Source organism: Mycobacterium sp. IDUB_28, from assembly GCF_055419285.1.
Map to the genome: position 1 here is coordinate 56,335 of NZ_JBVAXK010000008.1, position 25,037 is coordinate 81,371.

The 25,037-nt window shown below is 66.5% G+C and carries 24 protein-coding genes; 6 read left to right on the forward strand and 18 right to left on the reverse strand.

Annotated elements, in window-relative coordinates:
• From ACZYZ9_RS17620 to ACZYZ9_RS17700, 17 genes are all read right to left on the reverse strand, one after another.
• Positions 1-414: a nuclear transport factor 2 family protein gene (locus ACZYZ9_RS17620; RefSeq protein WP_463827560.1), complete on the reverse strand. Its 414-nt coding sequence runs from the start codon at positions 412-414 to the stop codon at positions 1-3.
• Positions 411-767, reverse strand: coding sequence for a DUF6285 domain-containing protein (locus ACZYZ9_RS17625; RefSeq protein WP_463827561.1), 357 nt, complete (start codon positions 765-767; stop codon positions 411-413). The genes ACZYZ9_RS17620 and ACZYZ9_RS17625 overlap by 4 nt, the downstream gene beginning before the upstream one ends.
• Entirely contained in the window at positions 764-1,714 is a 951-nt protein-coding gene (locus tag ACZYZ9_RS17630) for a phosphotransferase family protein (RefSeq protein ID WP_463827779.1), read from the reverse strand. The genes ACZYZ9_RS17625 and ACZYZ9_RS17630 overlap by 4 nt, the downstream gene beginning before the upstream one ends.
• A gap of 14 nt (positions 1,715-1,728) precedes the next feature.
• On the reverse strand, positions 1,729-2,967 hold the full coding sequence (locus ACZYZ9_RS17635; RefSeq protein ID WP_463827562.1) for an acyl-CoA dehydrogenase family protein: 1,239 nt from the start codon (positions 2,965-2,967) through the stop codon (positions 1,729-1,731).
• Positions 2,968-2,989: 22 nt separating this feature from the next.
• Entirely contained in the window at positions 2,990-3,598 is a 609-nt protein-coding gene (locus ACZYZ9_RS17640; RefSeq protein WP_463827563.1) for a TetR/AcrR family transcriptional regulator, read from the reverse strand.
• Positions 3,598-4,491, reverse strand: a complete 894-nt coding sequence (locus ACZYZ9_RS17645) for a hydroxymethylglutaryl-CoA lyase (protein ID WP_463827564.1) — start codon at positions 4,489-4,491, stop codon at positions 3,598-3,600. Before ACZYZ9_RS17645 ends, ACZYZ9_RS17640 begins: the two co-directional genes overlap by 1 nt.
• Positions 4,488-5,690 carry a CaiB/BaiF CoA transferase family protein gene (locus ACZYZ9_RS17650; protein ID WP_463827565.1) on the reverse strand — a complete coding sequence of 401 codons (1,203 nt, stop codon included), beginning with the start codon at positions 5,688-5,690 and terminating at the stop codon, positions 4,488-4,490. The genes ACZYZ9_RS17645 and ACZYZ9_RS17650 overlap by 4 nt, the downstream gene beginning before the upstream one ends.
• Complete coding sequence (locus ACZYZ9_RS17655; RefSeq protein WP_463827780.1) at positions 5,687-6,865, reverse strand: alpha/beta hydrolase; 1,179 nt, start codon at positions 6,863-6,865, stop codon at positions 5,687-5,689. Before ACZYZ9_RS17655 ends, ACZYZ9_RS17650 begins: the two co-directional genes overlap by 4 nt.
• Positions 6,866-6,893: 28 nt before the next feature.
• Entirely contained in the window at positions 6,894-7,985 is a 1,092-nt protein-coding gene (locus ACZYZ9_RS17660; RefSeq protein WP_463827566.1) for a homogentisate 1,2-dioxygenase, read from the reverse strand.
• 90 nt (positions 7,986-8,075) lie between these two features.
• Positions 8,076-9,176, reverse strand: coding sequence for a Rieske 2Fe-2S domain-containing protein (locus tag ACZYZ9_RS17665; protein ID WP_463827567.1), 1,101 nt, complete (start codon positions 9,174-9,176; stop codon positions 8,076-8,078).
• Positions 9,173-10,159: a PDR/VanB family oxidoreductase gene (locus ACZYZ9_RS17670; RefSeq protein WP_463827568.1), complete on the reverse strand. Its 987-nt coding sequence runs from the start codon at positions 10,157-10,159 to the stop codon at positions 9,173-9,175. Before ACZYZ9_RS17670 ends, ACZYZ9_RS17665 begins: the two co-directional genes overlap by 4 nt.
• 27 nt (positions 10,160-10,186) lie before the next feature.
• The gene (locus ACZYZ9_RS17675) at positions 10,187-11,644 is read right to left on the reverse strand and encodes an aldehyde dehydrogenase (protein WP_463827569.1); all 1,458 of its coding nucleotides are present in this window, start codon (positions 11,642-11,644) and stop codon (positions 10,187-10,189) included.
• 15 nt (positions 11,645-11,659) lie between these two features.
• The gene (locus tag ACZYZ9_RS17680; RefSeq protein WP_463827570.1) at positions 11,660-12,991 is read right to left on the reverse strand and encodes a cytochrome P450; all 1,332 of its coding nucleotides are present in this window, start codon (positions 12,989-12,991) and stop codon (positions 11,660-11,662) included.
• Positions 12,992-13,126: 135 nt separating this feature from the next.
• The gene (locus ACZYZ9_RS17685; RefSeq protein ID WP_463827571.1) at positions 13,127-13,456 is read right to left on the reverse strand and encodes a hypothetical protein; all 330 of its coding nucleotides are present in this window, start codon (positions 13,454-13,456) and stop codon (positions 13,127-13,129) included.
• Positions 13,457-13,505: 49 nt separating this feature from the next.
• Entirely contained in the window at positions 13,506-14,921 is a 1,416-nt protein-coding gene (locus ACZYZ9_RS17690) for a wax ester/triacylglycerol synthase domain-containing protein (protein WP_463827572.1), read from the reverse strand.
• Complete coding sequence (locus ACZYZ9_RS17695; protein WP_463827573.1) at positions 14,911-15,834, reverse strand: alpha/beta fold hydrolase; 924 nt, start codon at positions 15,832-15,834, stop codon at positions 14,911-14,913. The genes ACZYZ9_RS17690 and ACZYZ9_RS17695 overlap by 11 nt, the downstream gene beginning before the upstream one ends.
• 44 nt (positions 15,835-15,878) lie before the next feature.
• Positions 15,879-16,979, reverse strand: a complete 1,101-nt coding sequence (locus tag ACZYZ9_RS17700; RefSeq protein ID WP_463827574.1) for an NAD(P)-dependent alcohol dehydrogenase — start codon at positions 16,977-16,979, stop codon at positions 15,879-15,881.
• Positions 16,980-17,253: 274 nt separating this feature from the next.
• Between ACZYZ9_RS17700 and ACZYZ9_RS17705 the strand changes: the two genes are divergently transcribed.
• The 6 genes from ACZYZ9_RS17705 (at position 17,254) to ACZYZ9_RS17730 (ending at position 24,387) form a co-directional block, all read left to right on the forward strand.
• Complete coding sequence (locus ACZYZ9_RS17705) at positions 17,254-18,768, forward strand: HAD-IB family hydrolase (protein WP_463827575.1); 1,515 nt, start codon at positions 17,254-17,256, stop codon at positions 18,766-18,768.
• Positions 18,765-20,630: a 1-acyl-sn-glycerol-3-phosphate acyltransferase gene (locus ACZYZ9_RS17710; RefSeq protein WP_463827576.1), complete on the forward strand. Its 1,866-nt coding sequence runs from the start codon at positions 18,765-18,767 to the stop codon at positions 20,628-20,630. Before ACZYZ9_RS17705 ends, ACZYZ9_RS17710 begins: the two co-directional genes overlap by 4 nt.
• A 41-nt stretch (positions 20,631-20,671) precedes the next feature.
• Positions 20,672-21,466, forward strand: a complete 795-nt coding sequence (locus ACZYZ9_RS17715) for an enoyl-CoA hydratase-related protein (RefSeq protein ID WP_463827577.1) — start codon at positions 20,672-20,674, stop codon at positions 21,464-21,466.
• A gap of 4 nt (positions 21,467-21,470) precedes the next feature.
• Complete coding sequence (locus ACZYZ9_RS17720) at positions 21,471-22,616, forward strand: acyl-CoA dehydrogenase family protein (protein ID WP_463827578.1); 1,146 nt, start codon at positions 21,471-21,473, stop codon at positions 22,614-22,616.
• Positions 22,613-23,500, forward strand: coding sequence for an SDR family oxidoreductase (locus ACZYZ9_RS17725; protein WP_463827579.1), 888 nt, complete (start codon positions 22,613-22,615; stop codon positions 23,498-23,500). The genes ACZYZ9_RS17720 and ACZYZ9_RS17725 overlap by 4 nt, the downstream gene beginning before the upstream one ends.
• 116 nt (positions 23,501-23,616) lie before the next feature.
• A complete protein-coding gene (locus ACZYZ9_RS17730; RefSeq protein WP_463827580.1) occupies positions 23,617-24,387 on the forward strand; it encodes a FadR/GntR family transcriptional regulator in 771 nt (256 codons plus the stop codon).
• Here ACZYZ9_RS17730 and ACZYZ9_RS17735 read toward each other — a convergent pair.
• Positions 24,371-25,027: a 3-oxoacid CoA-transferase subunit B gene (locus ACZYZ9_RS17735; protein WP_463827581.1), complete on the reverse strand. Its 657-nt coding sequence runs from the start codon at positions 25,025-25,027 to the stop codon at positions 24,371-24,373. The genes ACZYZ9_RS17730 and ACZYZ9_RS17735 overlap by 17 nt on opposite strands.
• Positions 25,028-25,037: the final 10 nt, after the last annotated feature.

Genomic DNA, 25,037 nt, shown 5'->3' on the forward strand with positions numbered 1-25,037 from the left:
TTATTCCCCCTGCCGATCCAGTAAGGGTGCGAGGTCCCCGGGGTCGAAGTATTCCTCGATCCGATCGATGAGGCCTGCTCTGTCCACCTTGATGACTATGCAGACCCGCATCGCGATGGATTGCCCGGCATGGCCGGTGGCATGCAGGAGGTGCTGCTGCACGAACCCGCCGTCGAAGACCTGTCGATCCAGCACTTCGTAGCTGCGCTCGGCGGTGATCGAGAGGAACCAGCTGATCACCCGCAGCGCCCGGGACTTGTCGTCGTATGCGGTGGGGCCGCGCCGCCCGCCCGTCCGCCATACCGCGATGTCGTCGCTCCACAGGTTCGCTACGGCGGTGTGGTCGCCGTTGGTGATCGCGGTGAACAACCGCTCGGCCGTCTCGACGATGGTTGCGGACGCGGTGTCGGTCATGAACCGGGCTCCTCGTGGTTCTCGTATCCGGGATGCGCGACGGCCAACCGGTGGCGGACCAGCTCACGCAGGACGGGGACGACGGCGTCGTCCGGCGCGTCCAGGTCGCCGGCCCGGATGGCGGCGGCCAGGGCGGCTTCGTCGGCAAATCCCAGCCCGGCCAGTGCCGCGCGGATGTCGACCGCTCCGGTCTCGAGCAGTTGGCGTTCGACCATGCGCAGGGCGTTGGCTGCCACCCGTGCGTGGAAATTGACCGACCCGGTGGTCGCCTCCCGGACTTCGGTTTCCAGGAACTCGGCGACCGCGGCGACCAGTTCGGCGGCCGTGGGACGCCCGTACAGGTCGGCGGTCATGACACCTCCTCGAGCAGGTCCAGCAGGTCCCATTCGTTCTCGCACACCCGCCTGCCGATGGTGGCCAGCTCGACCGAGCGGGTCTGCCCGCTCAGATGACGCTCGGCCTGGTACCGGCAGATGACGCCCCAGCGCAGCGTGGCCAGCACCAGCCACCAGTGAAACGCCACCCGGTCGACGCTGGTCGCGCCAGCCTCCTCGTAGGCGCGCAGGAAACTCTCGATGCTGCCCAGACCACCGGCACCGCGTCCGGCCGGTGCGCCGAACCGCCAGGCGCGCACACAGAACCAGGCCAGGTCCTCATACGGCGCGCCGGTGTGCACCAATTCCCAGTCCAGCACCGCTGCCAGGTCCGACCCGTCGACGATGAGGTTGCCCATCCGGAAATCTCCGTGCACCAGCACGGTGGGCCACGGCGCGGACGGTCGGTTGGCCTCGAGCCAGCGAAACGTCCATTCGAAGGTGGCGGTGGTGTCGCCCATCTCGTCGAGCCGTTCGCGCCACTGACCGATCGGGTCCTCGCCGGTCAGACCGGGGATGTCCGGGTCGGCCCGGTGTACCGCGGCGATGGCCTGCGCACACTGGCGCAGCAGCCGCCGGCGGGATTCCTCGTCGGTGAGCTGACGCTGAATGCGTCGAACAATGGTCTCGCCCTTGATCTCGTCGCAGATCAGGAACGGATTACCCAGGGCCGCAACCGAATCGTCGGCGATCAGCACATGTGGGACGGGCGCGCCGGCCGCCGCCGCGGCGGCCTGGACGCGGGCCTCCAACTCCATGCCGGCGTGCACGTCGTCGGGCGGGCCGGTGCGCAGGATCAGCGCCCGGCGATCGGCGTCGGTGACGGCGTCGAATGCCCAGGTGGTGCGGCTGGCGCCGCCGGTGAGCGGGCGCAAATTGTCGATCCCCACCCGGCTGCCCGTGACATCGGTCAGCAGGGTGCCCAGGTCCTCAGCCAGTGTCACTTTTTGCCGAACTTGAACAGCCGCTGGGCAACTCGGCGGATCTGGATCTCCTCGGCGCCCTCGGTGATCCGGTAGCGCCGGTGGTGTCGGTAGATGTGTTCCAGCTGCTCGTGCCGGCTGTAGCCGATGCCGCCGAGCACCTGCATGGCCCGGTCGGCGGCCTCGCAGACCAGCCGGTTGGCCCGGTAGTTCGCCATCGACACCTTGTCAGAGACCTGCATGTGATGGTTCTGGTCCAATTGTGTTGCGGCGTAATAGACCAGCAGCCGCACCATCTGCGCCTCGGTCTGCAGTTCCACCAGCGGCCACTGTACGGCCTGGTTCACCGCCAGCGGTTTGCCGAACACGATGCGTTCGCCCGCGTAGGTCACCGCCCGGTCGATGCAGTACTGCGCGGCGCCCAGGCTGCTGGCCGCTTGCCGAATTCTGTTCTCGTGCAGAAACGTTTGGCCTACTTCCAGGCCGCGGTCCACGTCACCCAGCACCGCGTCGTCGGGAACCCGGACGTCTTTGAGTTCCACTTCGGCGTGATCGGTGGGCATGTTGAAGGTCCACCAGTAGTACGGGATGGTGAAGCCGGGCGAGTCGCACGGCACCAGGAACGCCGAAATGCCGCGGGCCTGGCCGGGTTCGCCGGACGTGCGGGCGAACACCAGGTCGTGCGTGGCCCGGTGCACGCCCGTGTTGAATCGCTTGGCGCCGTTGATGATCCATCCGTCACCGTCTTTGACCGCGGTGGTCTCCAGCCAGGTGGCATCCGATCCGTGGTCGGGTTCGGTGAGTCCGAACGCCATCGAGCGTTCACCGGTGATCAGCGCCTCGGTCCATTCCTTCTTCTGCGCGTCGGTGCCGAACCGGTCCATCATGATGACCTGTGGGAAATTACCGACGATCGAGGACTCGTCCTGCAGGTCGTTGTGCAGCCCGAGTCCCTTGTGCGCCAAGTGTTCCCGGATAACGGCCATGTCGATATTGGAACCGTCGCGGCCACCGAACTGGGCGGGCAGCCCGTACCGCAACCAGCCTGCTTTGTCCGCCCGCTTACGCATCTCCCCGAGCAGATCTTCCCACTCCCGGCGCGGGATGCCGCCGTTGTCCCAGTCGGTACGGGCATTCTCCCGACGATGATCGAAGTACTGGATGTGCTCGCGTTCCAGCGGCTTGATCTCCGCCTCGATGAAGGCGTCCATCTCGGCCAACACGCCGGGAAGGTGTTCGGGAAGGGTGAAATCCACGTTGATCTCTCCTTGGAATAGGTCACGCGCCGTAAAGTGTCTTTTTCCAGATCAGGGACAGCATGGCAATGGCGTCCTCATCGCTGACAGTAATGCCCAGGTCCGACTTGCCGACGATGACGGTGGTGAAGTTCTCGAAGAGCAGCGCGATGGCCGCCGCGGTGTGTTCGGGGTTGAGTTCGGTGCCGTAACCCTGCTCCTGGGCTCGGCGCACCGAAGCGGCCACGATGTCCATGCCGAAGCGCCGGAACTGGTTCTGCACATCGGCGAAGCGTTGCTGGGTCGCGGCCAGTTGAGCCACCGCGATCATGATGCCGATGTGCTGCTTGAACATGTTCCAGTAACCGGTGACCACCGAGGTGAAGAACGCGTCACCGGGCGCCTCCGGTAGCTGCACGCTCAGCCCGGACGGCTCGACGACGTCGTGCAGGAAGGACTGCGCCAGCGCGGCCAGCAGATCCTCCTTGTCGCTGAAGTACCGGTAGAACACCGCCGGGGACTTGCCCGCCGCCGAGGTGATGTCGGCCAGGGTGGTGCCGTGAAAACCGCGTTCGGCGAACAGTTTCCGGGCGGCCAGCTCGATGGATTCGCGGGTCTGGCGGCCCTTGGCGGTGAGCAGTTCGGCGGGCATCAGCCGCGGATCCGATCCCCCGCACGCAGCAGCGCGCTCGGCAGGTCGTGGCCGACAGCTTCTTGCGCGACCCGCGCCGCGGCGATCGCGGTCGGCAGATCCACGTCGACCTCGAAACCGCTGTCGGTGAGCAGGTACACCAGATCTTCGGTCGCGATATTGCCGGTGGCACCCGGGGCGAACGGGCAGCCACCCAGCCCCCCGGCCGACGCGTCCAGCCGGGTAACCCCGGCGCAGACCGCGGCGTAGGCACTGGCCAACCCGGACCCGCGGGTGTTGTGGAAGTGCGCACCTAACGGCAGCTCGCCGAGCACCGGACGCAGTTGGGCGATCAGCGAACTCACCCGGCCCGGGGTGGCGGTGCCGATGGTGTCGGCGATGCAGAACCGGTCCGCGCCCCTGTCGCGCGCCGCGGCGGCGATGGCCAGGACGCGCTGCGGGGGAGTGGGGCCTTCGAACGGGGAGTCCCATGCGGTGGCGACGATGACTTCGACAGTGACGCCGCTGTCGCGTGCGATGGCGACGATCTCACCGATCTGGGCGGTGGCCTCGGCGCTGGTGCGACCGACGTTCTTCTGGCTGAAGGTGTCGTCGGCGGCCACCACGTACTCGATGGACCGCAGGCCCGCGGCAATCGCGCGGTTGGCGCCGTTGGGGCTGGCCACCAGCGCGGAGAACTCGATACCGGGGAAGTTGTGCAGTTCGGCGGCCAGCTCGGCGGCATCGGCCATCGACGGCACCTTGGTCGGCGACACGAACGCCGTGGCCTCCACCTCGCGTACCCCGGTCGCGGCCACCGCGCTCAGCAGGTCCAGCTTGGCCGACAACGGGATCGGCGCCTCGATCTGCAGGCCGTCGCGCAACGCCACCTCCCGGATGGCGACGTAGGTCATAAGACCGCCTCCCTGCGCAGGGCTGCCAGCTGTGCTGCGCTCTTGCCCAGCAGCCCGCCGTAGACGTCGTCGTTGTGTTGTCCGGGCCGGGCGGGACCGGCACTGCGCACCCGACCGGGGGACTCGGAGAGCACCGGCACGATGCCCGGGCCGAGCACGTCGCGGCCCACCCGTTCGTCGTGATGCGGCACCAGCATGCCGCGGGCGCGCAGCTGCGGGTCGTTGACCACCTCGGCGACCGTGTTGATGGGCCCGGCGATAACCCCTGCGGCGGACAGGGTTTCGATGATGTCGCCGGGTTGGCGTTGGGCCGCCCAGGCGCCGATGATTTCGTCGAGTTCGTCCTGGTTGCGGCCGCGGGCACCGTGGTCGGCGAAGCGGTCGTCGGTCGCGAGTTCGGGGCGGTCCATCGCTGTGCACAACCGGGCGAAGACGGTGTCCTGGTTGGCGGCGATCACCACCCAGGAGCCGTCGGCGCTGCGATAGATGTTCGACGGCGCGATCCCTTCCAGCCGGGTACCCGAGGGGCCCCGCACCACGCCGCCGACGTCATAGTCGGGGATGGTGGATTCCTGGACGGCCAAACATGATTCGGTGAGCGCGACGTCCACGACCTGACCCTGCCCGGTCACGCTGCGTCGGTAGAGCGCGGCCAGTGCGCCCTGGGCGCCGAACATGCCGGCCAGGGTGTCGCCCAGCGACAGCGCGAGGCGTGGTGGCGGGCCACCGGGGAAACCGTTGAGGTGTCGCAGCCCGCTGGCGGCCTCGGCCACCGACGCATAGCCGGCTTTGTGGGCGTCGGGTCCGGTCTGCCCGTAGCCGGAGACCCGGACCAGGATGATGCCCGAATTGCGTTCGCTGAGCACGTCATAGCCCAGGTTCCACTTCTCCAGGGTGCCGGGCCGAAAGTTCTCCACCACCAGGTCGGACTTTGCGACCAGATCCAGGAACAGCTCCCGGCCGGCCGGCTTGCGCAGATCGAGGGTGATCGCGCGCTTGTTGCGCGCATGCACCGTCCAGAAGACGCGATGCCCGTCGACCTCGGCCTGCCCCCAGGTGCGCAGTGGGTCCGGCGCACCGGGTGGCTCCACCTTGATGACATCGGCGCCCATGTCGCCCAGCAGGCGACCGACGAACGGTCCGGCGATCAGCGTGCCGAGTTCCAGCACCCGGATGCCGTCCAGCGCGCCGTTAGTCACTGCGCGAACCCGTGCCGGGTCAGCCAGTCGGTGACGATTTCGACCGCCTCCCGCAGCTTGTCTCGCTGATCGGGACCCGCGTAATAGTGTGTGGCGCCGTGGATTTCGTACATCTCCTTATCCGGGTGCCCGATAGCCTCGAAGAGCCGCCGGGTGTGGCTGGGCGTGCAGGCGTCGTCACCCAGGTTGCCGATGACCAGAGCGGGAATGGCGATGTCCTTGCCGCACTTCACGCCGTCGCCGCGAGCGTCGTCATAACTCCACTGTGACAACCAGCCGCGCAGGGTGCAGAACCGGGCCAGGCCGACCGGGCTCATGTTCACCACCTGCGGATCGCCCAGGTAGCAGGTGCCGGGCTTGCGTTCGTTGGGGTCGACCGTCGGGTCCAGCCAGCGGGGATCGGCCATGGTGCCGTGCACGACGAAGCCGAATTCGGCAACATCGCTGCCGGGCCGACCGCTCGCACGCAACTCGGCCAGTTTGTTCTTGACCCACGCGGTGATTCGGCGGTTGCGGTCAATCTGCGCCTGCCGGTAGCGGGCCAGGAATTCCTCGGTGTAGGGCGGCTGGTTCGGGTTGTCCGGGTTGTAGAGATCCAACTCGGGATCGCGCTTGGTGGGGTCGGACTCGTCCAGAATGGAGGCGTCCAGCCACTCGGTCAGGGTGCCGTGCCGGCTGATGTGTGCGGCCAGCAACATGATCCCGTCGGCGGCCGGCAGATCCAACGTGGTCAGGTCGGGGCCGTCACCGGTGGGGCTGGCGGTGATGGTCGCGTGCTGGGCCTGCTGTTGGTAGAACACCGACAGCGAGCCGCCGCCGCTCCAGCCCGCCAGCACCACCTTCTGGTAGCCCAGCCGGTTCTTAGCGTCCTTGATGCATTCGCCGAGGTCTTCGACCACCTTCTCCATCTGCAGCGCGGAGTCGGTGCCGCGGAATCGGCTGTTGCAGTAGATGACATGATGGCCGGCGCGGGCCAGCGCATTGATCATCGGCAGGTAGGCGCCGCCGCCGATCGGGTGCATGAACACCAGCACGGTGTCGCTCGGCTTGTCCTTCGGCTTCAGCAGGTAGCTCTCCAGCACGTTGATGTCGGCCAGCCCACCGTAGACATCGCGAACCCCCGAATTGTTCTGAAAGGCAACAAGATAGGGGATGCGCTCGTAGTCGTGTTTCACTGCAGTCTGCGTCATGTCAGTGTTGTCCTCAGTGTTGGGCAAGGTCGTTGGCCAGTATTTCCGGGGAAGGGGTCAGCCGACGTCGGGTGTCGATGGCGATCACCTGCCAGTCCACCCGGGTGTAGTCGTCGAACTTGCGGCGGGCGCGCTCGCGGGCCTTCTCCGGCGCGCCGTGGTGAACCCCCTGCGGGGCATGGGAGATCAGGCCCGGTGGCATCGGAATGCCGTAGAGCGAACCGCCGTGGAAGAACGCGATCTCGTCGTAGTCGACGTTGCGGTGATACCAGGGGGTGCGTTCGGTGCCGGGCACCCCTTCGGCGGGCTTGGGCAGGAAGTTCATCACGTAGACACCGGTCGCCTGCATGAACAGGTGCACGGTCGGCGGCAGGTGCATGCTGTCGGAGGTGACGACGTTGTAGTCGGCGATGTTGAAGGTGAACGCGAAGTTGTCGCCGCGCCAGCCTTCGACGTCCAGTGGATTGTGTTGGTAATGAAGGGTAGTGGGCCCACCCTCATGAATGAGGCGGACCAGGTACTCGTCGCGGCCGTCGTCGTCGATGGGTGCCGGGTCGGGGATGACCGCCTGGGACGGGTCGAAGGGGAAGTGCCGGCCCAGGGCGCCCGGTGGCGGGACGCGGAATTCGTCGGTGGCCTCGATCATCAGCAGAATCGTTTCGCTGGACGGGATTTGGCGCCAGGTGCAGGCTTTGGGGATGTACACCCAGTCACCCGGCTGGTAGGTCAATGGCCCGAATTCAGTTTCGAGCAGGCCGGTGCCCTGGTGCACGAAGCAGAGCAGATCGCCGTCGACGTGCCGGGCGTAGAACGGCATTGCCTCGCTGCGCCGACTCAGCAGCACCCGGCAGTCGGCGTTGCTGAACATCAGCAGAGGGCCGCCGTTCGCATCGGTCGCGTCGTCCGGTTTGAGTTGATCGGCCAATACGTCGGTGGGGCGCAGCGGGCCGATCGCGCGGTAGGCGGTGGGGTCGTTGCGGCGGTACATGTTGGCAGTGCGGCCGGTGAACCCGCCACGACCCAGTTCGTCGTCCTTGAGGCCGTCGAGGTCGGCATGAACCCGGCGCGGCGTTTTCCCTTTGCGCAGGTGGACGAAGGATTCCATGGCGAGGCTCCCGAAGTCGTAGGCCAGAACTGAAAGTGACGTTACTTTTGTTTCTGGCGGAAGGCAAGCGCCGGCGGCGTCCCTTCAGAGTCAGCCTCGCGCAGCGGCGGATTGGCCTGGGCTCAGCGCACCACTGCGCGTATTAGGTGCCAGTCCGGGTCGCAGCGCCGCCTGCCCGGCCTCTTTGGCCAGCATGACCCCGACGATGCGTCGGGCGCGCAAAACCGCCGCATCGGCCTGGAATTCGACGCCGCTGCGCCAGCGGTCGTACCCGGAATGACTGGCAGCCATCTCCAGGATCGCGGAGTCGCGTTCGGCGACGACGGCCAGGAAGGACCGGAGTCCCGCGGTCACTTTGTCGTTGTCGGCACCGTAGTTGCGCGAACCCTGCATGAACACGTGGGTTGACGCCTCGGTCTCGGGGGTGATCGCATGCGTACGGGTGGTGATGTACAGGTCTCCGCCCGCGGTGGTGATCTCCCAGAACTGCCGATGCATCGCCGGGGACACGAAAGTGCCGCTCTCGCGGCGCTTGTAGCGCGGCTCGCGATCGAGTCCGGTGCCGTCGGCCTCCCAGTCGGTAAGTCGGGCTTCGGGCAGATGCCGGGTGTAGGACACCGTCGTTTCCGTGACCTCGACAGCGCTGAATGCCGGCATGGCCGCGATGTCTTCGGGGATGTCATGCCGATGCAGGATTGGGGCGTAACTGAAGTCGAGGTAGTGCTCGTGAACCATCATGTAGTTGGCGGTGATTCGCCAGGCATCGGCAAAGGTCGTCCAGGCCGGGTCGTTGATCCACGGTGTGCTCGGCGGTTGACTGCTGGCCGCCGCGGCGGCCGGTCCCAGCCAGATCCACACGAACGGTGGCCGTTCGAGAACCGGGAAAACCCCCACCCTCATCCCGGTGGGGACTTGAGTCTGGGACGGGATGTGCACACACCTGCCGTCGGTGTCATAGGTGCACCCGTGGTAACCGCAGATCAGTCGGTCGCCGTCAACGCGGCTGTGGGATAGCGGGAATGCCCGGTGCGCGCAACGGTTTACGAATGCGCTCACCTGGCCGCTGAACCCACGCCAGAGCACGACTTCTTGACCCAGCAACCGTCGGCCCAGCGGGGAATGCGTCACTTCGGCGCTGGTAGCCGCGACATACCAGCACTTCTTCGGGACATTGGTCTTGACGGCTCTCAAAGGTCCAGCACCAGCCTCTCGGTGCGCGAGCGCGACACGCAGCACAGCATCACTTCGCCGGCACTTCGCTCGGCGTCCGACAGTACTGAGTCGCGATGGTCGGGCGTTCCCTCCAACACCCTTGCCTCACAGGTGCCGCAGACACCTTCATAACAGCTGCCCAGAATCGGGATGCCCGCGTCTTCGAGCACTTCCAGGATCGACTGATCGGTCGTCACCTCGAAGCTGACGCCCGAGCGTTGGCACACCACCTCGAACTGCTCGTAGGTTGTCGCCTGATCCGACGGAGCCTTGGCAGCGAACCTTTCGATGTGCAGGATGCCCGGGGGCCAGTGCGCACTGTGTTGCTCCACGGCCGACAGCAACGCCTCGGGCCCGCAGCAGTAAACCAGCGTGTCGTCCTCAGGATCTTTGAAAAGTGTTTCCAGGTCCAGCAATCCACATTCGTCCTGGGGCCACACCGTGACACGGTCGGGATAGCGCTCGACCAGGTCGTCGGCGAAGGCCATCGAAGCTCGCGTGCGCCCGCCGTAGAGCAGTGTCCAATCGCCGCCGGAGCGTTGGACACTCTCGATCATCGCCATGATCGGGGTGATGCCGATTCCGCCGGCGATGAACCGGTAGTGCCCGGCGTCGACCAGCGGGAAGTGATTGCGCGGACCACGCACGCGCACGGAACTGCCTTCGCGGAGGTTGTCGTGCACGTAGCGCGATCCGCCCCGCGAGTGGGGATCGAGCAGCACCGCCACCCGCCACATGGCCGACTCGCGCGGATCGCCGCACAGCGAATACTGGCGCGTCATGCCGTCCAGCATCAAGTCGATATGTGCGCCCGGTTCCCAGCGCGGCAGATCGCCGTGGTCGGGATGGGCGAGGTCGAGTACGGCCACACCCTCGGCGGCAGGGCAGCGTCGCCGCACGATCAGATCGGTCGCGAATTCGTGGACGCTGGCGTTGTGCGTGGAAACCACTGCGGCGGACAAGGGTTCATTACTCCGATCCGGGTCGCATCACCCGGCCGGGGGCGGCAGATAGACCGTCTTGAACACCTGGAAGGGGTGCAGCCCTTCCGGACCGAGTTCCCGACCGATGCCGCTCTGCTTGATCCCGCCGAACGGCGCGACCGGATCGTTGAGGTAGTGGTTGACCCCGACGGTGCCCGAGCGGACCCGGCGCGCAACCTTGACGGCGCGATCGGCATCAGCCGACCACACGGTTCCGCCGAGGCCGTAATCGCTGTCGTTGGCGATCGAAATCGCCTCGCGCTCATCGGTGTACGGGATCACCGACAGCACCGGCCCGAAGATCTCTTCGCGAGAGACGGTGGCATTGTTGTCCAGGTCGGCGAAGACGGTCGGTTCCAGGAACCAGCCACGGTCGAATCCTTTGGGCCGCGACCCGCCGGTGGTCATGCGTGCGCCTTCGCTCTGCCCTTTGGCGATGTAACCCTCCACGCGTTCGCGCTGCCGCGCGGACACCAGCGGACCGATCTTGGTCTCGGGGTCCAGTGGATCACCGATCTTGAGGGCCCGGACCAGATCGGTGATGGTGTCGACGATCTCGTTGTACCGGTTGCGCGGCGCCAGCACCCGGGTGCTGAGGTAGCAGACCTGTCCGTTGTTGAGCATGGTGGCCGCGAAGAACTGCTCGAGACAACCGGCCAGGTCGGCGTCGTCAAGGATGATGGCGGCGGACTTGCCGCCCAGTTCCAGGGTCACCGGCCGCAGCAGCCTGCCGCACGCCTCGGCGATCCAGCGGCCCGCAATGGTGGATCCGGTGAAGGACACCTTGTCGATTCCGGGGTGCTCGACCAGATACTCACCGATATCCCGGCCGCCGGGAACAATATTCAGGACGCCCTCGGGTAGGCCGGCGGCCGCGGCGGCCTCGGCCATGAGGAACGCGTCCAGCACTGTTTCCTCGGCGGGTTTGAGCACGACCGTGCATCCCGCCGCCAGGGCAGGGCCGAGCTTGAGGAACGAAATCCCCTGCGGCACATTCCAGGGCACGATCGCAGCCACTACGCCTACCGGCTGTCTGGAGACCAGTGTGGTGCCGCCCAGCATGCCGGGGCGTGTCTCCTCCACCGCCGCGCTGGTCATCAGGTCGCTGTAATAGCGCAGCAGCAGCGCGGGAAAACCTGCTTCGAACTGCTGGGCTATCCAGATCGGCATCCCGTTCTGCATCGACACCCGGCGCGCGGTTTCCTCACCGCGGGCTTCCAGTTCGGTTGCGAAGCGTTCCAGCACTTCGGCCCGCTCCTTGGGCTCCCACGTCGACCAACCGTCGGGGTCGTCGAAGGCCGACCGTGCGGACCCGACGGCGGCGTCGATGTCCACGCGGCTCGCGCGGGGGACCGAACCGATGCGGTCTTCATTCGCCGCACACCGCACTTCGATGCGATCGCTGCCGGTGGGTGCCGTCCAGTCGCCGCCGATGTAGAGCTGCGGATACTCGATGGTGGTCACGAATGTTCCAACCTCTCAGGAGATCTTGACCCGGGCGGGCAGATGCTTGAGACCGCCGACGAAGTTGGTCTGTGTCACGCTGCCGGGACCGAGCACCTCGATCGACTCCAGGCGGGGGAGCAGCTCCTCGAACATCACCTTCAGCTCCTGCTTGGCCAGGTGCTGGCCTACGCAGGTGTGTGCGCCGAAGCCGAAACTCAAGTGATTGTTGGGCCTTCTGTCGATATTGAACTCGTCGGGACTGTCGAAAACATCTTCGTCGCGGCAGCCGGACTGGAACAGCGGCATCACCCGGTCACCGGCTTTGATGAGCTGCCCGTGCAGGACGTGGTCTGTGACCGCGCGGCGCATGAAGTGCTTGACCGGAGCCACATACCGCAATCCCTCGTTGATGAGGTCGGGCACCAGGCTGAGGTCTGCCTTGACCCGGCTGAGCACCTCGGGGTGCAGGGCCAGTTGCTGCAGCGTACCGGCCAGGGTCGCCGACGTGGTGTCGTGGCCGGCGGTGAAGATCGCGGTATACCAGCCGTAGACAAAGGATTTGGGCCAGTACTCCCCGTTGGGCAGCTTGGCGCAGGCCACCACCGTCGCCAGGTCGTCACGCGGATTCGCCCGGCGGTCTTCGGCCAGCGCATCGAAGTATGTGAAGAAGTCCTGGATGGTGGCGGAGAACTGCTGGGCCATCGCCTCCGGCGACAGCGCCTCGACGTCCTCACGCTGGTGCTCAGGATCGGCGGTGCCGAAGAACTCCTGGGTCAGGGCCATCATCCGCGGCTCGTCCTCCGGGGGCACCCCGACCAGCGTCATGATCACGTGCAGTGGATATCCCAGCGCCCAGTCGTCGACCAGGTCGATCTGCCCGCCAGCCGAAACCTCTTTGAGCCGGTCGATGGATTCCTTGGCGAGCTCGCGAATCCGGTCTTCCATCTTCCGGACCGAGGGCGGCTTGAAGTAGCCGAACGCCATGTTCTTGGCATGGGTGTGCTCGGGCGGGTCGATGTAGGGAAGGGCGTCGAGGATGCGCAGGCTGCCACCGAGCAGCTGCTTGGTGAACTCGTCGCCGGCGATGTTCTGCAGGATCGGATTGTGGGTCCCGGGGTTATCCGTACCGCCGCCCGCGACGAAGACCTCCGACAGGCTGTCGACCTCTTGGATGTCAGCATGCTTGCTGACCAGCCAGATGGGGTTGTAGCCCTCGACCAGTGCCTTTGCGACCGGCATGTTGTTGCGTAGCCACTTGTACGCATCATGTAGTGCGACGAGGTCCGCATGGCCCTCGGGCAGCACCAGTCGACGCGCGATCTCGTCGGGCAGGACGGCTGATTCGGTCTGTTCGGTGATGGTCATCAAAGGTGTCCTCTTCTTGCTGCCTGGTGTTTCTTGTCGCCGCTGGTCACGTGCCGATGATTCAAGTGTTGTGGGGACGCGTCCTTCGTGCGTCACCATGACGGGGGGTCATCACTCCCGCATTGGGGGTAACCGTCACTCGCCGGGGCAGCCCTGGTCGATCCACGCCTCGATATCGGCAATCTCCTCAGGCGACATCGGGTCGAGGTAAGCGGGCATGCGCGGGGTCACCGCGCCGGCCGGCGGTTCGTCCAGGTCCGAGCCGAACGGGGCCGTGCCCTTGAGTGACAACACCAGGTTCGAATGAGCTCCGTCGCCGAGCGTGACCAACGGCCGCCCGCCCACCTTCATCGTGACGAACTGATCGCGTGTCACGTCCCGCCAGAACGGACCGTGCGACGCTACGTCGCAGTCCGGACCGCCGACTGACTTGTCGAGGAGGTCGACGACGTCCGAGAAGTTCATGGTGCTACCCCTTCCGTGGTAGTTGCAGTGCGACGCCAGGCTGTCTGCGTCAGGTGTGTCGGGCCATTGCGAGAACCTCGTCGAATCCCTCGCGCAGCGAGCTGGTGAAGGCGATCGGCTCGGTGACGGATTCCGGATCGAAGTTGACTGCGATGCAGCAGGTTTCCTGGTAGGTGACCATCGCGACCATCGCCGGAATTCCGGGCCGTGGACCCATCGGGTAGATGTGTGTGACTCGGGCGCCGGCCAGGTACAGGGGCCGGGTGATGACGCCCAGGTTCGAAGCCTGCAGGTCGGACAGGCCGGTCATGCCGCCGGCGATGCGGGTCAGCGCGATCTTCGGCAGCCGACTCAAGACGGGCGCGACGAGGTCGAGGAATCCGAGCGCGGGTTCGGCCCGGGCTTCGGCGATGAACCGGTGGATGGCCGCGATGCGCACCGCCGGGTCGGGCTCTCCGACGGGCGCGACGAATCGAGCGCCAGCGAACCTGTTGGCGCCCATCGGATCGTTGTCGGTGCGCAGGCTGACCGGGATCGCCACCGGTATGGAATCGACGGCAACGGAGAGCTTTTCGTGGTAGCGGCGAACCCCGCCAAGCAGTCCGGCCAGGAATGCATCGTTCACCGAGCCGCCGGCTGCGCGCCCGGCCGCCTTGAGTTCTGCCAGCGGGACGTCGAAGGTGTCCAGCCGGTATGACGAGCCGCCGCCAGTCAGTGCGGGGGAGTGGGCGGTATCGGGAGGGGTGAGCACGCGCCTGAACGACCGCGCGAATTTGATTGCGGCGGTGGCGGTCCCGACGGGGTCACCGACGAACCGGCCGGCCGCGCCAGTCGCCTCCCGGAGCAGCGCCGTGGGGGCATGAACGGCGGTGCTGGTCAGCCGATTCAGCAACAAATTCTCCGGCGATTCGGCAGGCCTCGGGTCGGGCGCCGGGTGGTCGTCTCTGGGAGAGGGTTCGCGGCCACGGGAGTGGGCGAGGTCGAGCAACTGCAGCAACCCGATTCCGTCGCTGAGACTGTGGTGTGGCTTGAACAGGTAGGCGGCCCGGTCACCGGCGAGGCCGCAGACAAGCAGCGCCTCCCACGGCGGGCGCGTGGGATCGATTGGCCGGACAGCGAATTGGGCGGCCAGCTGGTGCAGCTCGGCCATCGAGCCGTCGCCGGCCAACTGGACCTGTTGCAGGTGGTAGGCGAGGTCGAAATGAGGATCCGGCGACCAGGCCGGAGCGACCAGCGGCAACACCGGGTCGACGATCCGCTCCCGCAACCGCGGGATGCGACGGGTGAGCCGGTCGTGGGCGGCCACCAGCCGATCCCAGTCCGGTTCGGTGTCGAGTAACTCGACCAGCACGCCGGTCGAGCGGGTGCGGGGATCGCCCTCGGTGCGCCACATCAGCGCTTCCCAGGCACTGAGATCCTGGCCCCCACCCCAGGCGGCGAACACCTCTGGACTGCTATCGGACATTGCTGCGCCCTTGCTGTTGCTCCGGCACCCGGTCCACCTGCCGGGTGAGGTCCAGGATCAGCTCGGCCACCCGAGCCGGGTCGTCAGACATCGGTACGTGCCCGACCCCGCGCAGCCGGATCAGCTCCGCACCGGGCAGGCGTTCCAGCATCGGCGCGCCGAAGTGTCTGTAGGGCAACACAAGATCGCGCTCCGCCCACACCAGTCGGACTGGATAGTCCCGATCGGCGGGCAGCGGCCGCACCGGGTCGAGATGGAGGGTCCGCAGCAGTGGGCTGACGATCGGCGCCTGGCCGCTGGCTTGCAGATACGTCACCAGCGTCTCCAGCGGTACCTGTCCCGGCTGAGCGACCTGGCCCGCCAGCATGGCCCAGCGCAGCAGCCGTCGCTGCACCAGCGTTTCGGCGCGCTCCGAATACCGGCCCAGCGCAACGAGTCCGAACCGGACGCCGTAGGCGGTCACCCGCAGCCGGCGCGGTGATCGCCAGGCGCCGGCGGGGCTGAACAGCACCAGCGACAGTGCCCGTCCCCGGCGGGCCAGCTCGATACCGATCCAGCCGCCGAGTGAATTTCCCGCGATGTGCACCTTCGCCAGACCCAGGCGGTCGAGTTCCTGTTCGAGGTCGTCGACCAGCATCTGTACCGAAGGGACGGTCCCGGCGGTCAGGGAACGCCCACCCGCATGGCCGGCCAGCGTCGGCATGATCACGTCGTGGTGTGCTTCCAGATGGGGCAGCACCGGCGACCAGACGCGCCAGATCGCGCCGATCCCGTGTAGCAACAGCAGCGGAGTGCCGACTCCGGTGCGGTGACTCGGGGTCAGTTCCAGGCCGTAGACGGGGTCGCGGGGCCGACGCGACTCACGTCGGACCAGTGCCGCCGCCGCGCCGGCCGTCACCACCGCGGCGGCCACCGTCGCGGTTCTACGTCGCGGGCTTCTCGTCATCGCCAACGTGTTCAGGGCGTCAGCACGACCTTGAGGACCTCGCCGCGCAGCTGGGCTTCGACCGCTTCGTTGATCTGCGCCAAAGGCATTGTGGTGACCAGCTTGTCGAACGGAAAGCGGCCCTGACGGTGCAGGTCGAGCAGATACGGGATGAATGTCTGCGGGTCGGAATCGCCTTCGACGATGCCGCGGATGGTCAGACCCAGCAGCGGAGGCTGGAACAGGCCGACCGAGAAGACGGCCTGCGGGTCGGCGGGGACGCCGATCAAGCCCAGCGCGCCACGCATCCCCAGCGCCGCGAGCAGTTGTTCGACGACAGGTGTCACGGCAGTGGTGTCGATAGCGTAATCGACTCCCGCAGGGGCGATTTCACGGATTTGTTCAGCCAGCGGACCCGCTTGCGGGTCGATGCTGTGGGTGGCCCCGAAGTCGGTGGCCAAAGACCTGCGGCTCTCGTGCAGGTCGACCGCGATGATCGAGACCGCGTCGCGCACGGCCGCAGCCATGACGGCCGACAGCCCGACCGCGCCGGCCCCGGCGACGACCACCGTCGAGCCCGGCTGGACGTCGAGGGAGTTGAAAACCGCGCCGGCGCCCGTCTGGATCCCGCAGCCCAGGGGTCCGACGAGTTCGATCGGTGCGTCCGCCGGCAGCTTGACGACGTTGCGCTGGTGCGCCAGTGCGTGGGAAGCCAGGGACGACTGTCCGAAGAAGTTCGCCGAGAGCGCTGCCCCGGCCGCGGACACTCCGGAGGATCCGTCCGGACGCCGCCCGCCGAAGTTGTATTCGAGGAAGTTGTGGCAGTAGGCCGGCTCGCCCTTCGCGCAATGGGCACAGTTGCTGCAACTGTTGAAACTCAGCGCAACCCGGTCACCGACGGCCACCGACGTGACGTCGCCGCCGACCGACACCACGGTGCCGCTGCCCTCGTGGCCCAGGATGCCGGGCAGCGGGAACGGCAGGTGGCCTTCTTTGACCGCGATATCGGTATGGCAGACGCCCACGCCCGCGATTTCGACGAGCACCTCGTCCGGCGCCGGGTCCTGCAGCTCGACCTCGGTGACGGTGAAGGGTGCACCTACCTCCTGCACCACCGCGGCTGAGATCTTCATCCGACCTGCCCCTCCGTTGTTGCTGTGGCGCCCTGCACGGCGCGGGTTGGTGAGACGGGATCGGCATACCGCGGCATACCGAACCCGGTCTGGTGAGTGTGTCCGACCGGCGCGCTCGGTCGCGTCACCACATCGGGCAGTTTCCTACCCCGCATCAGGGGGATCTCGCCCGAAAATGCTTGGCCGGCGTTACTTCGGCAGCCCATAGTGGGCATCGTCGGAGCGAAGCAGCGCCGATGCGTCTCGCGCGGCGCTGTGCACGCAGGGATATGTGATGAGTCGTAAGACCCCGTCGGAGATGTCCGTCGACGAGCACATCGAACACATCAAGGACGGGCCGCGGGGACGTCGTGTGGCGGCGGTCTTCGATTTCGACGGCACCCTGATCCAGGGGTATTCCGCCAATGCGTTGTACGCGCACCGGGCTCGCAATCTCGAGCTCGGACCCGACGAGTTCGTCCGCACCGTGCGCACTGCGCTCGGTGGGCCGCTCAGCGAAGAATCGTTCAACGAGCTCTTGCTGCAGGGCATCCGGGGTTGGAGAGGTCGCACCGAGGACGATCTGATGGAGCTCGGCGAGCAGCTCTTCGCGCAGTCGATTGCCGGTTCGCTGTTCCATGAGGCGTGGCGGGTGGTGCGTGCCCATCAGAACCAGGGACACACCGTGGTCATCGCGACCTCGGCCACCCGGCTGCAGGTTCAGCCGATGGCTCGGGAGCTGGGTATCGACCATGTGGTGTGCACGGAGCTGGAAACCGAAGACGGTGTGCTCACCGGCGCCGTGGTGGGGCGCCCCCCGTGGGGGGAAGGCAAAGCCGCGGCGGTGCGGGAGTTCGCCCGCCAGCACCGAATCTCGTTGCAGAACTGTCACGCATATGCCAATGGCGCAGAGGAGATCCCGCTGCTGCAGGCCGTCGGATGTCCGCATCCGGTCAATCCAGCGCCCGAACTGGCGAACTACGCTGCCGAGCGCGGTTGGCCGGTGCTGCGATTCACCAACAAGCAGAACCAGTTTCATCCCATGGCGGTCGCCCGGACCACCGGGTTGGTCGGGGGCTTCGCCGCCGCCGTGAGCGCCGGTCTGGTCGCGGGACTGCTGACCTTCGACCGGCGCGGCGGGATGGACCTGGCGACGTCGTTGTTCGGTCGCGTCGCCGGTCACCTCAGCAACATCGACATCGAGGTCATCGGCGAACAGCACACCGCACGACGGCCCGCCGTGTTCTTCATCAACCATCAGAGCACCCTCATTGACGCACTGGTGGTATCTCGGTTGATCCGGCGGGGATTCACCATCATCGCCAAGGACGAGGTGCGGCGGATACCGGTGCTGGGGCAGGTGCTCACGCTGGCCGACGTGGCGTTCGTCGACCGCTCCAACACGTCCAAAGCGATATCGGCCCTGCAGCCGGCGCTGGACAAGCTCCGGACCGGCGTGTCGATAGCCATGTCACCGGAGGGCACCCGGTCGCTGAGTCCGCGAATCGGGGACTTCAGGAAGGGTGGTTTCCATCTGGCCCGGGACGCCGGGGTGCCGATCGTACCTGTGGTGATCCGCAACGCGGGTGAAATCATGTGGCGCAACGCCAAAGTGGCTCAGGAAGGCACCATCGAGGTGGTGGTGCACGAGCCTCTTCCAACGGCCGGCTGGACCCGACAGCATCTCGATGACTGGGTGCCGCGGATGCGCCAGCTCTACGTCGACACTCTCGACGACTGGCCCGGGACCGAAGCCGGCCTGCGCTGGTCTGCGGCCGTCGCCGCGGGTGTGCGGGCGAGTTCGCTGTGACCGGCCGGCTGGTCGCCCTACGCCCGCAACTGCGGGACGAGTTGGCTGCGGTGCTGGGCTCTGACGACTTTCGCACTGCGGCGGCACAATTGGCGACCAAACTGGGCCGTGGCGTATTCGATGTCACGGCGGAAGCCACCGAGTACATCCAGGAGATGGCGGCCTGGCACGAACGGCACGTGGTACGGGCCTGGGAGGCGTTGTCGGCCTGGATGGTGCGCGGTTTCGAGGTGGTCGTCGACGAGGACGATCTGGAGCGAATGCGGGTGCTCGACCGCGACCACGCGCTGATCTTCCTGATCTCGCATCGTTCGTATCTGGACCAGTTCTCCTTCCCGCCAAGCCTTGCCCGGCAAGGGATCTCGCCGACCTTCGGCCTCGCCGGCGCCAACCTCAACTTCTTCCCGCTGGGCACGCTGGCCCGGCGCAGTGGGTTCATCCCGGTGCGGCGGGCCACGGGCGACCTGCCGGTCTATCGCTTGGCACTGCGCGCGGTGGTCGCTCACCTGGTTGCCCGCGGACGCAACCTGGTCTGGTCGATCGAAGGCGGGCGCACGCGTACCGGCAAGCTGCGGCCGCCGCGCTACGGGCTGCTGCGTTATGTGGTCGACGCGGTCGCGGCGGCCCGGTCCGAGCAGACGCTGGCAGTGCCCGTCTCGATCATCTTCGACCAGTTGCCGCCACACGAGGTCAGACTGATGGCTGCCGAAGCACGCGGCCTGCCCAAGAGGCCGGAGAACGCGCGGTGGTTAATCAGTTACGCCCGCGGTCTGCGACATCAGTTGGGGCGCATATACATCAACTTCGGCTCGCCGGTCCCGCTCTACGGGCGCATCGAGACGCTACGCAGTGAGGGTCTGGGTGATCGTCAGGTGGTCGAGCGGATCGCGCTGGACGTGTGCCACCGGCTGAATCTGGCAACTCCGGTGACCGCCACCGCGGCCGTCTGCGTGGCGATGCTGGGTGCCGACCGAGCGCTGACCCTCGAGGAGGTGTGCGCAACGGTGGCGCCCCTGGCCGGCTATCTGCGGGCCCGCGGTTGGCCGGTCGCGGGCGGCGCCGACCTCACCGATCGCGCGACCGTGTCCCGAACGCTGCACGCGCTGGTCGGCTCGGCGGTGCTGACGTGCTACTCGGGCGGGCCGACCCCGGTCTGGGGTATCGGGGTGGACCAGCACCTGATCGTCGCGGTCTACCGCAACAGCGCGATTCACGTCCTGCTGATGCGGGCGATCGCCGAACTGGCCCTGCTGGCCATCGTGCGAGAACCGGAGTCGACCAAGCGCACCGGCTGGGAGCGGGCGCTGGCGGTGCGCGAGCTGCTCAAGTTCGAGTTTTTCTTCGCCGGCCGGGCCGAGTTCGCCGACGAGCTGTGGAACGAGTTCGCGATCATGACCGGGCGCAGTCATGACCGTGACGCGCCGCTGGATCGTGCCGAAGCACTTCGAAGCCTGGATGAAAGCGAGCTGCTGGTAGCACATCTCGTGCTGCGACCGTTCGTCGACGCCTACCGGGTGCTGGCCGAGGAGTTGATGCGGGCCGGCGGTGAGGTCGAGGAGCGTGAGCTCCTCAAACGTTGTCTGCGGCTGGGCCGGCAATGGGCGTTGCAGCGGCGCATCACCGAAGAGTCGGTGTCGGGGGAGATGTTCACCACCGCCTTCAAGTTGGCCAAGCACCGCGGCCTGATCACACCGGATGACCCCGAATCGGGGGCCCGTGGCCGCGCAGCGCTGGTCGCCGAACTCCATGACCTACAGGTGGCACTTGCCCGATTAGCCGAGCGGAGACGGGAGTTCACGGCAGTCTGTGGGAGCGGGGACAGTGGCTTCGCGCGTACGACGAGTTTTGGTAATATGGTATGACCAAATAGCTTGGTAGAACTTTCAACGAGGAGAGGCGACCGATGCCCGAATTCACCGACATCACCTATCAGGTAGAGGATGGTCTGGCCTGGATCACCATCAACCGGCCAGAGCGGTACAACGCGTTTCGCGCGCGCACCCTCGACGAACTCATCCGGGCTTTCAAATTGGCCTGGGGGAGTCCGGAAGTCGGCGTGATCTGTTTGACCGGGGCCGGTGAGAAGGCATTCTGCACCGGTGGCGACCAGAAGCAACGCGCCGAAACCGGTGACTACGGTCCGTCGGAAACCGGCTTGTTCGAAGTGGACACGCTGCACCGGGTCATCCGCGACGTGCCCAAGCCCGTCATTGCGGCAGTCAACGGTTTCGCGATCGGTGGGGGCCACGTCCTCCATGTGTTGTGCGACTTGACGATCGCGGCGGACACCGCCCTTTTCGGCCAGAACGGCCCACGGGTCGGCTCATTCGACGCCGGCTTCGGGACCGGATATCTGGCCCGGGTGGTCGGCGAGAAGCGGGCGCGGGAGATCTGGTTCCTGTGCCGCCGGTATTCGGCGCAGCAGGCCGCCGAATGGGGTTTGGTCAACAAGGTGGTTCCCGCGGATCAACTCAAAGCCGAGGTGCGTGCCTGGGCCGACGAGATGCTGGTGCTCTCGCCGACCTCGCTGAAGGTGCTCAAGCAGTCGTTCAACACCGACACCGAACAGTTCGCCTCGGTCGGTCAGATGGCGTACTCGACGTTGAAGATGTTCGGTGAGACGCCCGAGGCGCAGGAGGGAATCACCGCTTTCAACGAGAAGCGCAGCCCCGAATTCGCCTCCTACCGAGGCAATTAGCGTCATGTCGGCCAGATTGTGCACCGAGGAGCAGCTCGGTTTCGCGCGCGCGATCGAGCGGTTTTGCGCCGACACCTGTGGCACGCCCGAACAGCGCGCCCAGCTGACCGACGGCGGACGACTGTCCAACAGTGCCACCGTTCTGCAGAAGTTCGCCGAACTCGGCTGGCTGGGCGTCTCCATTCCCGCGCAGTACGGTGGCGGCGGCGCGGGCATGGTCGAAGAGTGCATCTTCCTGGAGGAGACGGCCCGCGGCCAGGCGCCGATCCACGCCTATGGAACCGGCTTGACCGCGGCGCAGACGTATCTGCGTCATGGCAACGAGGACCAGAAGCGCGAGGTGGTCGGCAACTTGTGCGCGGGGCGTTTCGAAGCCATCGCGCTGTCCGAACCAGGTGCGGGGTCGGATCTGGCGGGTGTGCGGACGCGGGCGGTACGAGATGGGGACAGGTTCATCGTCAATGGCCAGAAAACGTGGATCACCGCGGCGCATCTGGCCGACCACCTGCTGGTGCTCACCCGCACCGACCCCGGCGCCGGCAAGCACCAGGGCCTGACGCTGCTGTATCTGCCCACGTCGACGCCGGGATTGGACATCAAAGCGATCCAGACCATGGACGGGCACACCGTCAACGACGTGTTCTTCACCGACGTCGCCATTCCGGTCGCCAACGTCGTCGGCGGGATCGGTGACGCCTGGCACCGGTTGATGCGTGGGCTGAACGTCGAACGCCTGATCATCGCCGCCATGTCGCTGGGTGCGGCCCGGCGGTCGCTGCAAGACACCATCGGCTACGTGCGCACCCGGGAACAGTTCGGCCGCACGATCGGCACCTTCCAGTCCGTTCGGCATCGGCTGGCGGATCTGGCTGCCGAGATCGACTGCTGCCGCGCCTTTGTCTATCAGGTGGCGGCCCAGATCGACGCGGGCCAGGAGGATCAGCTCGCCCGCGAGGGGTCGATAGCGAAACTCAAGTGCACCGAGGTCGCCAAGCGCGCCGCGCTGGAAGGCGTTCAGTTGATGGGTGGCAACGGTTACACCGTCGAGTTCGGCATGGAGGCGCAAGTACGCAAGGCGCTGGCGCCCCCGATCTATGGCGGAGCAAACGAGATTCAGCGCGAAATCATCGGCAAGAGTCTCGGGCTATGACCGGCATCTTCGATCCGACGGTGTTGGCCGGCAAGCGCATCCTGATCACCGGCGGGGGTACCGGACTGGGCCGCGGAGTGGCCGCGGCACTGGTCGCCCACGGCGCCGAGGTGCATCTGTGGGGGCGCCGCGAATCGGTCCTGGCGGAGGCCGCAGCCGCGATCGGCCAGCGCGGCTCCGTGCATTTCCAGCCCGTCAACGTCCGGGACTACGACCTGGTGGACGCGGCCGTGCAGCAGATCTGGGACAGGCACGGTCCGCTGACCGGAGTGCTGAACAACGCGGCGGCGAATTTCATCGCGCCGACGGCCACCCTGAGTCCGCGCGCGTTCGACGCGATCACCTCGACGGTGATGACCGGTTCGTTCAACACCACCGTGGCCGTCGGCAAGCGCTGGATCGCCGACGGCCTGCGCGGATCGGTGTTGTCCAATCTGACGACCTGGGTGTGGAGCGGCTCGGCGTTTGTGGTTCCCTCGGCGATGGCGAAAGCGGCCGTGCACGCGATGACGATGTCACTGGCGGTGGAGTGGGGCCGCTACGGAATTCGCCTCAATGCGCTCGCACCGGGACCCATCCCGACCGATTATGCATGGGAGATGCTCAACCCGACGGACGAGAGTTCGGTCGGCGCAACGCAACCCGATCAGATCCCGATGGGCCGTGCCGGGACGGTCGAGGAATTGGCCAACCTCACCATCTTCGCCTTCAGCGACGCATGTGACTACCTGACCGGCGAGACGATCGCAATGGACGGGGGCCAGCGACTCGCCGGCCCCAATACCTTCGCGGGCCTCACCTCCATGGGCGATGCCGACTGGGCTCGGGCCAGGGAACGCAGTCAGGCCGCTTCGGCTGTCGCGAAGTCCGCGCGCTCGGTGTAGGGCGCTTCGCCGTCGATCGCGGCAGGCGATGTCCGGGATAGAAATTAATGAGCTAACCTTATATTAGGCCTAACCTTTGAGCCTTTTCGCCCGAGCCGATCCCCCACGGAGCAGCGATGGACACAGACGACTCAGATGCAGCTGCGACGCGGTCTGCAATCTTGCTCAAGCCGGTCGATGTCCCCAAGGCTTCCGACGTGCTGGCACGTGAGTTGCGCGAACGGATCCTCAGCGGCGAATTGCAGGAGGGATTTGCTCTCCCCGCCGAGCGCGAGTTGGTCAAACAGACCCAGATGAGTCGTGCCACGGTGCGCGAGGCACTGCGCATCCTGGAGGTGCAGAACCTGGTCCGGGTGCGCACCGGCCGGTCCGGCGGCGCCATCGTGCAGCGTCCGACCACCAAGTCGATGGCGAGTTCGGTCAGCTTGCTGATCAGAGGTCAGCAGATCAAGCTTGCCGACCTGATGGAGACGCGGGAAGCGCTGGAGCCGTTCTGCGCCGAACTGGCCGCGCGCAAACGAACCGACGAGGACCTGGCCGTCCTGGACAAAGCCAACAGCGATATCGCCGACCCCAACGCCGATCTGTCGGCCTTCCTGCAAGCCAACCTGGACTGGCACGTCGGCGTCGCCAAAGCTGGTCACAACGAACTGCTGATCGGCTTCATGACGGCACTCTCCCAGGCGATTTACGCAGGCACCGAGAACGCGTCATTCGTCGACGACAACGTGCGGTCCGTCACGGTGCGGGCGCACAAGTCCATCACTACCGCCATCCGCAATGGCGATCCCGACGCTGCCAGCCGTCGCATGCGGCGCCACGTGCACAGCTACGCCAAGGCGGCGCTGGCCGTGGACGAGCGCAGCGCGATCACGGTAGCCGACTGAGCGCTTGGTCCGAAACCAGCAGCGGTGGTTCGGTTTTGGCGGCCACCTCGTCGATGCTGACGCCTGGCGCCGTTTCGATCAGGCAGAGACCATCCGCGGTGACGTCGATAACGGCGAGATCGGTGAAGATGCGCTTGACGCAACTCCTGCCGGTCAGGGGTAACGTGCAGCGCTCGACGATCTTCGCGCTGCCGTCTTTGGCCGTGTGTTCCATCATCACGAAGACCTGCTCCACCCCGTGCACGAGGTCCATCGCCCCACCCATACCCTTGATCATCTTGCCGGGGATCGTCCAATTCGCCAGGTCGCCGTTCACCGAGACCTGCATGGCGCCGAGCACCGCGATGTCGAGATGCCCGCCGCGGATGATCGCGAAGGACGACGACGACGCAAAGAACGCCGCGCCGGGCAGCGTGGTGACCGTCTCCTTTCCGGCGTTGATCAGGTCGGCGTCGACGTCTTCTGGTCGCGGATAGGGCCCGACACCGAGGATGCCGTTCTCGGAGTGCAGGACCACGTGGATGTCGGCGGGCAGGTGTCCGGGGATGAGGGTGGGCAGCCCGATACCCAGGTTGATGTATTGCCCGTCGCGAAACTCGGTGGCCACCCGCGCCGCGAGTTCGGCTCGGCTCCAACTCATCTGGCGTCCC